The 13,179-nt window shown below is 70.3% G+C and carries 12 protein-coding genes; 11 read left to right on the forward strand and 1 reads right to left on the reverse strand.

Going from position 1 to position 13,179, the window contains the following annotated elements:
• The first annotated feature begins 20 nt into the window (after positions 1 to 20).
• From QE410_RS03205 to QE410_RS03215, 3 genes are all read left to right on the forward strand, one after another.
• Positions 21 to 440 (forward strand): PLD nuclease N-terminal domain-containing protein, encoded by a 420-nt coding sequence (locus QE410_RS03205; protein ID WP_307327747.1) that lies wholly within the window; start codon positions 21 to 23, stop codon positions 438 to 440.
• Between the two features lie 225 nt (positions 441 to 665).
• Entirely contained in the window at positions 666 to 2,390 is a 1,725-nt protein-coding gene (menD, locus tag QE410_RS03210; RefSeq protein ID WP_307334321.1) for a 2-succinyl-5-enolpyruvyl-6-hydroxy-3-cyclohexene-1-carboxylic-acid synthase, read from the forward strand.
• Between the two features lie 54 nt (positions 2,391 to 2,444).
• Positions 2,445 to 3,302 (forward strand): polyphosphate kinase 2 family protein, encoded by an 858-nt coding sequence (locus QE410_RS03215; RefSeq protein WP_307327750.1) that lies wholly within the window; start codon positions 2,445 to 2,447, stop codon positions 3,300 to 3,302.
• Between the two features lie 24 nt (positions 3,303 to 3,326).
• On the opposite strand, the gene QE410_RS03220 is transcribed toward QE410_RS03215, so the two are convergent.
• Positions 3,327 to 4,541: an isochorismate synthase MenF gene (locus tag QE410_RS03220; RefSeq protein ID WP_307334324.1), complete on the reverse strand. Its 1,215-nt coding sequence runs from the start codon at positions 4,539 to 4,541 to the stop codon at positions 3,327 to 3,329.
• Between the two features lie 161 nt (positions 4,542 to 4,702).
• Between QE410_RS03220 and QE410_RS03225 the strand changes: the two genes are divergently transcribed.
• The 8 genes from QE410_RS03225 (at position 4,703) to QE410_RS03260 (ending at position 13,110) form a co-directional block, all read left to right on the forward strand.
• Positions 4,703 to 5,263, forward strand: a complete 561-nt coding sequence (locus QE410_RS03225; RefSeq protein WP_307327753.1) for a DUF402 domain-containing protein — start codon at positions 4,703 to 4,705, stop codon at positions 5,261 to 5,263.
• A 60-nt stretch (positions 5,264 to 5,323) separates the two neighbouring features.
• Entirely contained in the window at positions 5,324 to 6,043 is a 720-nt protein-coding gene (locus tag QE410_RS03230; RefSeq protein ID WP_307327757.1) for a demethylmenaquinone methyltransferase, read from the forward strand.
• An 85-nt stretch (positions 6,044 to 6,128) separates the two neighbouring features.
• Positions 6,129 to 7,190, forward strand: a complete 1,062-nt coding sequence (locus QE410_RS03235) for a polyprenyl synthetase family protein (protein WP_307327760.1) — start codon at positions 6,129 to 6,131, stop codon at positions 7,188 to 7,190.
• A gap of 38 nt (positions 7,191 to 7,228) precedes the next feature.
• Positions 7,229 to 8,602, forward strand: coding sequence for an FAD-dependent oxidoreductase (locus QE410_RS03240; RefSeq protein WP_307327763.1), 1,374 nt, complete (start codon positions 7,229 to 7,231; stop codon positions 8,600 to 8,602).
• Positions 8,603 to 8,693: 91 nt separating this feature from the next.
• Positions 8,694 to 9,476, forward strand: a complete 783-nt coding sequence (locus QE410_RS03245; protein WP_307327765.1) for a hypothetical protein — start codon at positions 8,694 to 8,696, stop codon at positions 9,474 to 9,476.
• Between the two features lie 487 nt (positions 9,477 to 9,963).
• Positions 9,964 to 11,229 (forward strand): extracellular solute-binding protein, encoded by a 1,266-nt coding sequence (locus QE410_RS03250; RefSeq protein ID WP_307327768.1) that lies wholly within the window; start codon positions 9,964 to 9,966, stop codon positions 11,227 to 11,229.
• A 26-nt stretch (positions 11,230 to 11,255) separates the two neighbouring features.
• Entirely contained in the window at positions 11,256 to 12,206 is a 951-nt protein-coding gene (locus tag QE410_RS03255; RefSeq protein ID WP_307334327.1) for a carbohydrate ABC transporter permease, read from the forward strand.
• Positions 12,207 to 12,261: 55 nt separating this feature from the next.
• Entirely contained in the window at positions 12,262 to 13,110 is an 849-nt protein-coding gene (locus QE410_RS03260) for a carbohydrate ABC transporter permease (protein ID WP_058233299.1), read from the forward strand.
• Positions 13,111 to 13,179: the final 69 nt, after the last annotated feature.

Raw genomic sequence — 13,179 nt, forward strand, 5'->3', positions numbered from 1 at the left:
GACGCACGTAGAATCGCTCCATGGCACGGTTGCTTCTCATCCTGGCGCTCGTGGCGACCGTCTTCTGGGTCTACACGATCGTGGACTGCGCCGTGCAGCCTCCCTCCCGACACCGGGGGGTGAGCAAGGGGGCCTGGATGGCGATCGTCATCCTTCTGCCCGTGCTCGGTGGCATCCTCTGGTTCGTCATCGGCCGCGGCCGTGCGGGCGGCAAGCCGGTCGTGCGCCGCGCGCCCGACGACGACCCCGAATTCCTCGGACGCATGACCGCCTCGGCACGCGCCGAGCAGGACGAGCGGATCCGCCGTCTCGAGGAGGAGCTCGCGCAGCTCGACTCCGAGGCCGACGACCCGCACCCGCCGAAGAAGCCGACCGACCCCGACACTCCTCCGGGCAAGGGCGACGACGACACCCGCGGTCAGCGCGGCGCCGTCGGCTGAGCCGTCGTGGCCACGCCGAACGACCGCTCGGTCGCGCCCGCGACCGGTGCCGCGCCGACGCCCGCGGCGGACATCGTCTCGACGCCGGCGACGGCGGACGGCGTCACGTCCGCCCCCTTGACCGGTGGCGCGCCCGCACCCGCGGCAGACGCCGACACGACGCTCGAGGCGGCGACCGACCCCGGCGAACGGGAGGGAGCCCCGGCGACCGACGCGGCCGCCGCCCTGCTCGCCGGTCTCGTGTCGCGGGGGGTGCGTCACGTCGTGGTCAGCCCGGGCTCGCGCTCCCAGGCGCTCGCGCTCGTCGCCGCCGAACTGGAGCGCGCGGGTCTCATCCATCTGCACGTACGCATCGATGAGCGGGTGGCGGGGTTCACCGCCCTCGGCATCGGCCGAGAGACCGGCACACCGGCGGTCGTCGTGTGCACCTCCGGCACCGCCGTCGCCAACCTGCTTCCGGCGGCGCTGGAGGCGCACCACGCGGGAGTGCCGCTGCTGCTCGTCACCGCCGACAGGCCGGCGGAGCTCCGCGGCGTCGGCGCGAACCAGACCACCCGCCAGCCGGGGCTGTTCCGTTCGGCCGTGCGCTTCGAAGCCGACCTGGCCGTTCCCGAGGTGCTCGATGCCGACGGCACCGGTGAGCAGACCACCGCTCTCGACGCCCTGGCCGCCGAGGCTTTGGCCGCCTCGCTCGGCGAGGGCCTGCGTGCCGCAGGCCCGGTCCACCTGAACGTGCCGTTGCGCGAGCCCCTCGCCGGCGCCATGCCGACGTGGCTCGCCGAGCGAGCGGCATCCGGTGCCGTCGAGGTACTCGCGGACACGACGGACGACGCCTCGGGCGCCCTCTACCAGGGGGGCGGAGGAATCGGGGTCGCCGACGTCGCCCCCGACGCTGAGGCCGCTCACCGCATCGACACCGGCCCGCCCACGATCGTCGTCGCGGGAGCGGATGCCGGACCCGCGGCCGAGCAGTTCGCCCACGCGGGCGGGTTCCCCCTCGTCGCCGAGATCGTCAGCGGCGCGCGCTTCGGCCGCCAGATCGTGCACGGGTACCGTGCGCTGCTGCGCGATCCCGCGCTGGGCGGGCGCATCGACCGCGTCGTCGTCTTCGGTCGGCCGACGCTGAGCCGTGAGGTCGCGCTGCTGCTCGCGCGTGACGACGTCGAGGTCATCGCCGTGCGCGGGCCGGGCGAGCCCCTCAACCTCAACGGTGCGACGCTGGCGGTCGACGCCGTGCGCGTGTCGGGCGACGCGGACCGCTCGTGGCTGGGGGAGTGGATGCGCGCCTCGCGCGACGCGGCGATCGACCTGTCGCCGCCCGCCCCCGACGCCGACGGTCTGGCATCCGCGATTCCCCACGAGCGCCTCGGCGCCATCAATACCGAGGTCGAGGTCATGCGCACGCCGCTCGATCGCGCGGCTCTCGCCGATGCGCTCTGGCGCGCGACCTGGCCCCATGATCGTCTCGTCTTCGGCTCGTCGCGACTGGTGCGCGTGGCCGATGAGGTGCTCGGCGGCAAGAAGGTCGCCGTGCATTCCAACCGCGGACTCGCGGGCATCGACGGCACGATCGCCACCGCGACGGGGATCGCGCTGGCGAGCCAGGTCGACGACCGCCCGGGCGTCACGCGACTGCTGTTGGGCGACCTGGCGTTCCTTCATGACGTGGGTGCGCTGCTGCTGCCCCCCGGCGAGACCGAGCCGCGGCTGCAGGTCGTCGTCGGCAACGACGGCGGTGGCACGATCTTCGACGGACTCGAAGTCGCCGGGGTGGCCGGTGCCGATGCCATGGCGCGGGTGCAGTACACCCCCCATACCGCGCGTCTCGAGCAGCTGGCCCTCGCCTTCGGCTGGGAGTACCACCGCTGCACAACGCGCGTCGCCCTCGACCAGGTGCTCACCGCGCCCACCGGCGGGCGGCAGCTCATCGAGGTGCCCCTTCCGCGCTGAGTCGCGCGCGTCAACGGCTTTCGACGAATCCGGATGCCGCGGCATCATGCCGGAATGAGCACGAGCAGCCGCTGGTCCACGCCCGCCGCCGACGCCCTGCGCGTCGAGACGGGTTTCCGCCTCGCCGACATCGACCCGCGGTCGACCCCCGGGTACGACGGAGACAAAGACGCCGGCAAGACCGACCTCGATGCCGGCCGCGAGCCGCTGGAGAACCTGCAGGAGCGTCTCTTCGCCCAGAGCGTCGCCGGGACCGCTACCGGCTCGGTGTTGCTCGTGCTGCAGGCGATGGACACCGCCGGAAAGGGCGGCATCGTGCGGCACGTGGTCGGGGCCGTCGACCCGCAGGGGGTCGAGCTCGCCTCGTTCAAGAAGCCGACCGCCGAGGAGCTCTCGCACGACTTCCTCTGGCGCATCGAGAAACGGCTGCCGGATGCCGGGCGCATCGGCGTCTTCGACCGCTCCCACTACGAAGACGTGCTCATCGGCCGCGTGCGCTCCCTCGCCCCGGCCGCCGAGATCGAACGGCGGTACGGCGCGATCGTCGGTTTCGAGGCGCAGGCGGCCGAGATGGGCATCCGCGTCGTCAAGGTCATGCTGCACATCTCGAAGGACGAGCAGCGCGCCCGCCTCGCCGAGCGCCTCGAACGCCCCGACAAGCACTGGAAGTACAACCCGGGCGACGTCGACGAGCGCGAATTGTGGGACGACTACATGCAGGCGTATCAGGTTGCGATCGAACGGACGTCGACGCCGGTCGCGCCGTGGTACGTCGTTCCCGCCGATCGCAAGTGGTACGCCCGCCTCGCGGTGCAGCAGCTGCTCATCGACGCGCTGACGGGCATCGACCCGCAGTGGCCCGCGGCCGACTACGACGTCGAGGAGGAGAAGCGCCGCCTCGCGGCATCCTGACCCGAATCGTGCCGCGGCACCGCGCTACGCCAGGGCTTCGACGATCGGTCGGAACTTCACACGGGTCTCGAGCAGCTCCGACTCCGGAACGCTGTCGGCGACGATCCCCGCCCCCGCGTAGGCCGTGATCGGGGCCGTCGGCGACGACGGGGCGGAACGGTCGATCTGCGCGCAGCGGAGCGCGATGGCCCATTCGCCGTCGCCCGAGGCGCTCGTCCAGCCCACGGCGCCGGCGTAGCGGCCGCGGTCGAACGGCTCGAGGCGACGGATGACGTCGATCGCCGCCGGCGTCGGGGTCCCGGCCACCGCAGCCGTCGGGTGCAGCACCGACAGCAGGTCGAGCGACGACGCGTCTTCGCTGAGCACGCCCTCGACGTCGGTCGCGAGGTGCCAGACGTTGGGGAGCTTGAGGGTGAAGGGCTGGTCCTCCGCCGCCAGCGACGAGGTGTGCGGGCGCAGGGCCTTCAGCACGCTCTGCACCGCGAAGCGGTGCTCGTCCTGGTCCTTCTGGCTCCGGGCGAGACCGATGGATGCCGCGACATCGGCGTCGGCGTCGCCTCCGCGGGCGACCGTGCCGGCGAGCACCCGCGCGGTCACCGTGCCGCCCGACACCGTCACCAGCGTCTCGGGACTCGCGCCGATCAGGCCATCGACGGCGAACACCCAGCAGTCGGGATAGCCCTCGAGCAGCGACCGCACCAGGCGGCGCAGGTCGGAGCCCGCGGGGACGGTGCCGACGATGTCGCGGGCGAGCACGACCTTGGCCACCTCGCGGGCGCCGATGGCCTCGATGGCCTGGCGGACGGCATCCTGATACTTCTCGGCCGTCTGCTGCCCGGGGCCCAGTGTCGCCGACCAGTGCGGGCCGAAGGGGGAGCGCGGGGGGAGCTCGGGCTCGGCCTCGTCGGGGGTGTCGTCGAAGGCCAGCCGCGTCACCCACGCCCGCCCGCCGTGGCGGCCGACGATCATCCCGGGCACGCGCAGGACGTTCTCGCGCGCTGACCGCGGGTCGAAGACGAACGACCCGAAGGCCACCAGGCCGGTGCCCGGCAGCTGCACGGGGTCGTCGACTTCGGCGGCGGCGGCGATCGCACGCCAGCGCTCCGAGATCGTGGCGTCGCCGGGGCGTTCGCCGAGGTAGCGGAGCGTGAGCAGGTCTCCGAAGGCGGCGAGCGACTCGCCCCGACGGCTCCAGAACAGCGGGTCGTACGGCGTCGTGTAGGCGAGCACGTCGTCCATCGGGGGCAACTCGCGCGTGATCACGCGCAGGCGCGGCACGACGTCATCCGCGGGTTCGGTCACGTCATTCAGCGTAGACCTGCGGTCGACGGGCGGGTCGCGGGGCGGCCGTGGGGCGGGTCGCGGAGCCCTGCCCGGGCGCGCGATTTAGACTCCGGAGCATGGATCCCCGCCCCGCCCCCGGCACCCGCCTGCTGTTCGAGTGGCGCAAGTGGGACGGTTCCCCCCACTGGGTGCAGGACAGCGTCTACCTCGGCTCCGACGAGTGGGGCGAGTGGTTCGGCCAGCAGATCGGTTGGCGCAGCGCCCGCCCGGGCGCCGAGTTCGTGTGCCGCCAGCCCAACGTCACGCTGGTTCCCGCCAGCGGCGACTGGGCCTTCACCCACAACGCCGCCCCGCACCCGGTCGCGGTCTACATCGACCTCGCGTGGGACGTGCGGTGGCACGACGACGGCGTGCCCCGCGGCATCGACATGGACCTCGACGTGGTGCGCCGCACCGACGGCCGCGGCACGTGGATCGACGATCGCGACGAGTGGGACGATCACCGCGTGCGCTACGGCTATCCCCTCGACATCGTCGAGCACCTGGATGCCACCGCCTCCGACCTCGAGCGACGCGTGCGCGCCCGAGAGGCGCCGTTCTCGGAGGCCATCACCGGTCCGTGGCTCGAACGGCTCGCCGCGCTGGCGGCACCCGACGACCAGGCCCCGCGGGCCTGACCCGTCGGCCGCGCTCGCAACCCCGGCGACCGCCCCGTCGCCCCCGCCTAGACTCGACGGGTGAGCAGCGACCCCAACCGCGCCGACCTCGGCAAAGACCCGCAGCGCGTCAGTGGCATGTTCGACCAGGTCGCGGCCGCCTACGACCGCACCAACTCGGTGCTCAGCCTCGGCAACGACCGTTTGTGGCGCGTCGCGACCCTGCGTGCCGTGGCGCCGAAGAAGGGCGAGCGCATCCTCGACCTCGCCGCCGGCACCGGCACCTCGTCGATGGCGTTCGTGCCCAGCGGTGCGCACGTGGTCGCCGCCGACTTCTCGCGCGGCATGATCGCCGAGGGGCGTCGTCGCCACGGCGATGTGCCGAATCTGGAGTTCGTGCAGGCGGATGCCACCGACCTCCCCTTCGCCGACGGCGAGTTCGACGCGGTGACGATGTCGTTCGGCCTCCGCAATGTCAACGATCCGCGACGCGCGCTCCGCGAACTGCGCCGTGTGACCCGCCCCGGGGGACGCATCGTCGTGTGCGAGTTCTCGCACCCGCCGTCCCCTGCGTTCAACGGTCTCTACCGCTTCTACAACGACCGGGTGCTTCCCCTCGTCGCCAAGGCCGTCAGCAGCAACGCGGAGGCCTACGACTATCTCAACGAGTCCATCCGCGATTGGCCCGACCAGCCGACGCTGGCCCGCTGGATGCGCGATTCCGGCTGGGAAGACGTCGCCTATCGCAACCTGTCGTTCGGCATCGTGGCGCTGCATCGCGGCATCCGTCCCGCGGAGTGATCGCGGCTTCTCCCCGCGGGTGGGGCGCTGTCAACCGTCGAGATACCCGCGGCTGCCCTCGAGCGCGCCAGGCTAGGCTGACAACGTGACCCCGAGACCGCCCGCGGCCGGCTCCCGCCTGTCCGGCAAACTGGGCCTGAGCGACCGCATCTTCGCAGGCCTCCGTTCGCGCACCCTTCTCTCCACGGTGGAGGCCGGGCTCGCTCTCGTCGAGACCGAGCTCGAGGGCGAGGTTCGCAGCGCCGACAAGCTCGCCGACGTCACCGCCCGCTACCTGTACGAGGCGGGCGGCAAGCGCGTGCGGCCGATGCTGGCGATCCTCACCGCTCAGCTCGGCCAGGGCACGACCCGCGAGGTCGTCGAAGTCGCCACCGCGCTCGAGCTGACGCACCTCGGATCGCTGTACCACGACGACGTCATGGACGGCGCCGACAAGCGCCGCGGCGTGCCGAGCGCGCAGACGGTGTGGGGCAACAACATCGCCATCCTCACCGGAGACCTGCTCTTCGCCCGCGCCAGTCAGCTCATGGCGCGTCGCGGTGAGCGCGCGATCCAGCTCCAGGCCGACACCTTCGAGCGTCTGGTACTCGGTCAGATGCACGAGACCGTCGGGCCGCAAGAGGGCGACGAGCCCGTCGATTTCTACCTGAAGGTGCTGGCCGACAAGACCGGCTCGCTCATCGCGGCGGCCGCGCAGTCGGGCGTCATCTACTCGGGCGCGCCCGAGGAGTACGAGCAGCCGATGGTCGTCTTCGGCGAGAAGGCGGGCGTCGCCTTTCAACTGCTCGACGACGTCATCGACCTCTCGCCCGATCCCTCCGAGACCGGCAAGGTCCCCGGGACCGACCTGCGCGCGGGCGTGCCCACCATGCCGTACCTGCTGCTCGGTCACCGCTCCGACGCGGCATCCGCCGACCTCCGTGCCCGCATCGACGAGGGGCAGGAGCGTATCGCCGAGGGCGCCGACCCCTCGATCCTCGACGACGCCCTCGCGGAACTGCGCGATCACGAGACCACGCACGAGACCCTCGCTCTCGCGCACCGGTGGTCGCAAGAGGCGATCGACGCCCTTGCGCCGCTCCCCGACGGCGCTGTGCGCGAGGCGCTGACGCGCTTCGCCCGCGCCGTGGCCGACCGCTCGGCCTGACCACATTTCCACCCCCCGATCACGATCGAGAGGACCCCATGACGAAGCTGCGCCTCGCCATCGTCGGAGCCGGCCCCGCCGGCATCTACGCCGCCGACATCCTGCTGAAGGCCGAGCGTCAGTTCGACGTGTCGATCGACCTGTTCGAGCAGCTGCCCGCGCCGTACGGCCTGGTGCGCTACGGCGTCGCCCCCGACCACCCGCGCATCAAGGGCGTCGTGACGGCGTTGCGCGAGGTGCTCGACCGCGGCGACATCCGCCTCTTCGGCAACGTGCGCTTCGGCGAGGACATCACCCTCGACGACCTCAAGCAGCACTACAACGCGGTGATCTTCTCGACGGGCGCGATCCGCGACGCCGACCTCGACATCCCCGGCATCGACGCGCACGGATCCTACGGTGCGGCCGACTTCGTGAGCTGGTTCGACGGTCACCCCGACGTGCCGCGCGAGTGGCCGCTCGAGGCCGAGTCGGTCGCCGTCATCGGCAACGGCAACGTCGCCCTCGACATCACGCGCATGCTCGCCAAGCACGCCGACGACCTGCTTCCCACCGAGGTGCCCGACAACGTGTATCAGGGGCTGAAGGCCTCGCCCGTCACCGACGTGCACGTCTTCGGTCGCCGTGGTCCCGCGCAGGTGAAGTTCACCCCGCTGGAGCTTCGCGAACTCGGCGAGCTGCGCGATGTCGACATGGTCGTCTACGACGAGGACTTCGACTACGACGAGGCCTCGAAGGCCGCGATCGAGACCAACAAGCAGGTCAAGGTCATCGACCGGGTGCTGCAGCAGTGGCGCACCCGCCCGGGCGTGAACAACGCCGGGGGAGAGGCGTCCCGCCGCCTGCACCTGCACTTCTGGGCGAAGCCGGTCGAGGTCGTCAAGGACGCCGACGGCCGCGTCGCCGCGTTCCGGTACGAGCGCACGCGGCCCGATGCCGCGGGCGGTGTCGTCGGCACCGGAGAGATCCGCGAGGTGCCGATCCAGGCGATCTACCGCGCGGTCGGATACTTCGGCTCGCCGCTGAAAGACGTGCCCTTCGACGAGCGCCACGGCGTCATCCCGAACCACGAGGGTCAGGTCATCTCGGCCGACTCGAACTCGCGCGTGCCCGGCGTCTACGCCACCGGGTGGATCAAGCGCGGTCCCGTGGGCCTCATCGGACACACCAAGTCGGATGCCATGGAGACCGTCCGCCACGTCATCAACGACCAGGGCGAGTGGTGGCGTCCGGCGCACCCCGAAGAGGAGGCGATCCCGGCTCTGCTCGCGGAGCGCGGCGTCCGCTGGACCGACCTCGACGGCTGGCACCGCCTCGACGAGCACGAGATCGCCCTCGGCGCCCCGCACGAGCGCGCGCGCATCAAGGTCGTTCCGCGCGAGGAGATGATCCGGGTCTCGCGCGGCGAGTAGAAGCTCCTTCGAACCGCCCCGTCTCCGGATGGGGCGGTTCGGTTCTTCACAAGCGTCGACGCCAGAGACGACGCGCGGATAGGATTTCCGGATGCCGGAAGCTCCCCCCGCGAATCCATTCCTGGGGTCGTGGCGGTGGCTCGGCTATCAGGCGAATCGCTTCGAATCCGTGGCGCTGGTGTCTTCCGGGTTGCTCCTGGCGGGGGGCGGTCTCGTGGGCACCAACGCCCTCGGCATCGGTATTCCGATGCTCGTCGTGGGGACCGTTGTGCCGGCGGCCGCAACAGCATGGAAGCGTCGCGAGGAGGCGGATGAAGAAACCTCGGATGCTCGCGCTGTGCTCCTCGAGCAGTCCCTTCGTCCTCTTCTCGAGCTCGCTGCGACCACGACTTCCCAACCTCGGGCGGAGCGGCTGCGGACGGCGAGATCGGCTGCCGAGCGCGTCGTCATCGAGCTGGCGAACGCCTTCGGCGATGTCCCCGGGGTGAGAGTCGTCGTTTTCCGAGTGACCGACGATGGTTCCGCGATGGAACCCGGTCAGCCCGCCGGCAGGCAGGATCGACCGCGAGCCTTTGCGCGAGGGACCCCGCGTGGCGAGAAGGCATTCGAGGTGCTTCAGGGTTCGCGGCCGTTCGTGCGCGTCCCCGATCTGGCCGATGCGGATCCCGCCGAGTGGCAGGGCACGGGCAACGGGTATCAGACCTTCATCTCCGCCCCGATCCGCTCATCGGAGGACGGCCTCGGATTGCTGACGGTCGATGCGCCGGTCGCCGACTCCCTCGAAGAACGACACGGAGCGACCCTCGCTCTCTTCGCAGCAGCGCTCGGGGTGTTGTTCGCGGAAGCCGTGCGCGGCGGGGGTGGGGCGAGTTAAGGTAGTGATGACGCGAGGAACGGAGAGTCGGCGATGGGCAAAGTGAAGCTTGCGTCACCGCAGCCGAATTACCTCGAGCGGCCGGTGACGGACCCGGAGCAGGCGATGAATCGGGCACGCGAAGTCGTGCGAGAAAGTCGACGTGGCCGGGCACGGTTTCTCATCTCGACTTCTGCAGTTTCCGCGCGCTGAGGTTCGAGCTTCCTCGCAGATCCGGCGAGGCAGTCCTCGTTCTTGCGGAGCGTTCGCGCTGGCCGGGCGCCGAAAGTGGGTCCCAGCTCCCTGCGTGTAGCGCTCCGTCCGACCGTTGCCGAGGGCGTCGTCCTCACCCGGTAGGGCCGATGCGTTCATCTGGTGTGATCTCGCGCGCGCGCCTATCAGGCACCTCACGCGGCGGCAAGCCTCGCGACCCGATCCGGACGCCGTCGGCAGGATGGATGCCACGATGCCGGGCTCCGACGCCCGCACACCGAGGCGAGGGGGCCGGATGCGAACGGTGAGACGGATCGTGGCCGGAGCATCGGCCCTCGCCCTTGCGGGCACGCTCGGCGCCTGCTCCGCGGGCGATGGGGTGCCGACGCTCACGTGGTACATCAACCCCGACGACGGCGGTCAGGCCGAGATCGCGGCATCCTGTACAGAAGCCGCTGATGGGGCCTACCGCATCGAGACGTCGCTGCTTCCCCGGGACGCGGCGTCGCAGCGCGAACAGCTCGCCCGGCGCCTCGCCGCGAGCGACCGCTCGCTCGACATCATGAGCCTCGACCCGCCGTTCATCCCCGAGCTCGCAGAGCCCGGATTCCTCGCCCCGGTGCCCGACGACCTGCAGAACACCGACGGAGTCGTGCAGGGCGCGGTGCAATCGGCCAGCTGGAACGGCGAGCTCGTCACCGTGCCCTTCTGGGCCAACACGCAGTTGCTCTGGTACCGCAAGTCGGTCGCCGAGGCGGCAGGGCTCGACATGACGCAGCCGGTCACCTGGGACCAGATCATGCAGGCCGCCGAAGACCAGGGCAAGCAGCTGGGCGTGCAGGGCGCGCTCGCGGAGTCGATGACCGTGTGGATCAACGCGCTCGTGGCATCCGGTGGCGGACAGATCCTGGAGAACCCCGACGCGAAGCCCGACGAGATGCAGTTGGGGCTCGAATCCGACGCCGGTGAGAAAGCCGCGGAGATCATCGGGCGCATCGGGTCGTCGGGCCTGGGCGGACCGGGTCTTCCCACCGCCGACGAGAACGCGAGCATGAACCTCTTCCAGGGCGACAACGGTTCGTTCATGGTCAACTGGCCGTTCGTCTACCCGGCCATGCAGGGCGCGGCGCCCGAGGTCATCGACGACCTCGGCTGGGCGGTGTACCCCCGCGTGGATGCCGGCACCCCGGCCGCTCCGCCCGTCGGCGGCATCAACCTCGGCGTCGGCGCGTACAGCGAGAACATCGATCTCGCCTGGCAGGCGGTGGCCTGCATCGTCAGCCCCGAGAACCAGGCGCAGTACTTCGTCACGAACGGCAACCCGCCCTCCAACCTCGCGGCGTACGACGACGCCGAGGTGACCGAGAAGTTCCCGATGGCGCCGACCATCGCGGAGTCGCTGCAGTTGGGCGCTCCGCGTCCGCAGACGCCGTACTACAACGAGATCTCGATCGGACTGCAGCGCACGTGGCATCCGCCGACCGCCGTGAATCCCGACACCACGCCGCAGTCCTCGACCGACTTCATCCTCGCGGTGCTCAGAGGGGAGCGTCTGCTGTGACCGCCGAAATCGCCGCCACCGGAAAGCTGCGAGCCGACCGGCAACGTCCGGATGCCGAGACGAAACCGAAGAAGCGCCGCTCCGACCGTGCCCGCGCCGAGGCCCGCCTCGGATGGATGCTCGCCGGCCCGGCCTTCGGCATCATGCTGCTGGTCACGCTGTACCCGATCGTGCAGGCGCTGTGGGACTCGCTGTTCAGCCTGCGCCTCACCGCCCCCGACGACCGCGAATTCATCTGGTTCCGCAATTACCAGGTGATCCTCGGCGACCCGGCGTTCTGGCAGTCGATGGGGGTGACGCTGTTCATCACCGTGGTGACGGTGTTGCTCGAGCTCATCATCGGCTTCGGCTTCGCCCTCGTGATGCACCGGGCGATCAAGAAGCTTCGCGGCTTCGCCCGCACGGCGATCCTCGTGCCGTACGGCATCATCACGGTGGTCTCGGCCTTCGCGTTCTTCTACGCCTTCGACATCAACTCGGGCGGCTACGTCAACAACTGGCTGGCGTGGATCCCCGGGTTCGATGAGAACCTCAACTGGTTCGCCTCCCAGAGCACGTCGCTGACCGTGATCATCCTCAGCGAGGTGTGGAAGACCACACCGTTCATCTCGCTGCTGCTGCTGTCAGGGCTCGCGCAGGTGCCCGGCGACCTGGAGGAGGCGGCGAAAGTCGACGGAGCGACGGGCTGGGAGGTGCTGCGCCGGGTCATCCTGCCGAACATGAAGGCCGCGATCATGGTCGCCGTGCTCTTCCGCACCCTCGAGGCGTTCCGCATCTTCGACAACATCTTCATCATGACCGCGGGCGCCAACGACACCGAAGCGCTGTCGCTGCTGGCGTACAACACCTCGATCGGGCGGCTCGAGATCGGTCTCGGCTCGGCCATCTCGGTGCTGCTGTTCCTGAGCGTCCTGGTCATCGCGGGCATCTTCATCAAGGGATTCAGAGTCGACCTGTCGGCGGGGAGGAACGGCTGATGGACCGCGACACGATGTCGGCCCCCGGCCTCCGGCGCGAAGGGATGTGCGGCTGATGCGCGCGATGACCTGGCCCCAGCGGATCATGTGGATCGTGATCATCGCGGCCGTGCTGGTGTGGTCGCTCTTCCCGGTGTTCTCGATCCTCATGACGTCGTTCAAGACGCCGGCGGGGTTGTTCTCGGGCACGCTTCTGCCGCAGGAGTGGACGCTCGACAACTACGCCACGATCCTCGCGCCGGGCGGCAGCGCGCAAGACCTGTTCCTCCCGGCCCTGCGCAACTCGATCGGCATCTCGCTCATCGCGACGTTCATCGCCGTCGTGCTGGCGACCCTCTGCGCGTACGCGATCGCCCGGCTCGATTTCCCCGGCAAGCGGATCATCCTCACCACGGCGCTCGCCGTGTCGGTCTTCCCGATCGTGTCGATCGTCACGCCGCTGTTCAACCTGTGGCGGGTCGTCGGGCTCTACGACACCTGGCTCGGGCTGATCATCCCGTACCTGTCGCTCACGCTTCCCATCTCGATCTGGACGCTCGCGGCGTTCTTCCGCCAGATCCCGTGGGAGCTCGAGCAGGCCGCGCAGGTCGACGGGGCGACGCCGTTCGAGGCGTTCCGCAAGACGGTCGTCCCGCTCGCCGCTCCCGGCGTCTTCACCACCGCGATCATCGCGTTCTTCATCGCGTGGAACGACTTCGTCTACGGCATCTCGCTGACGTCGACGGATGCCGCACGCCCGGTGCCCGCGGCCCTGTCGTTCTTCACCGGCGCCTCGCAGTTCGAGGAGCCCACCGGCGCCATCTCGGCCGCCGCCATCGTGGTGACGATCCCCATCGTCATCGTCGTCGTCATCTTCCAGCGTCGGATCGTCTCGGGTCTGACCCAGGGCGCGGTCAAGGGATAGAGGGTCTTCCCATGGCATCCATCGCTCGCACCAGAACCGCCTCGAGCGGCGTCGAAGACTGAAGGAGAG

The organism is Microbacterium sp. SORGH_AS_1204 (assembly GCF_030818935.1).
Classification (GTDB): Bacteria; Actinomycetota; Actinomycetes; order Actinomycetales; family Microbacteriaceae; genus Microbacterium.

Coding starts and splice junctions, on each gene's coding strand:
- QE410_RS03245 (WP_307327765.1), top strand. CDS start 8,694: ATGCCGGAAGCTCCCCCCGCGAATCCATTCCTGGGGTCGTGGCGGTGG.
- QE410_RS03220 (WP_307334324.1), bottom strand. CDS start 4,541: ATGGACGACGTGCTCGCCTACACGACGCCGTACGACCCGCTGTTCTGG.
- QE410_RS03250 (WP_307327768.1), top strand. CDS start 9,964: ATGCGAACGGTGAGACGGATCGTGGCCGGAGCATCGGCCCTCGCCCTT.
- QE410_RS03240 (WP_307327763.1), top strand. CDS start 7,229: ATGACGAAGCTGCGCCTCGCCATCGTCGGAGCCGGCCCCGCCGGCATC.
- QE410_RS03225 (WP_307327753.1), top strand. CDS start 4,703: ATGGATCCCCGCCCCGCCCCCGGCACCCGCCTGCTGTTCGAGTGGCGC.
- QE410_RS03205 (WP_307327747.1), top strand. CDS start 21: ATGGCACGGTTGCTTCTCATCCTGGCGCTCGTGGCGACCGTCTTCTGG.
- QE410_RS03260 (WP_058233299.1), top strand. CDS start 12,262: ATGCGCGCGATGACCTGGCCCCAGCGGATCATGTGGATCGTGATCATC.
- QE410_RS03215 (WP_307327750.1), top strand. CDS start 2,445: ATGAGCACGAGCAGCCGCTGGTCCACGCCCGCCGCCGACGCCCTGCGC.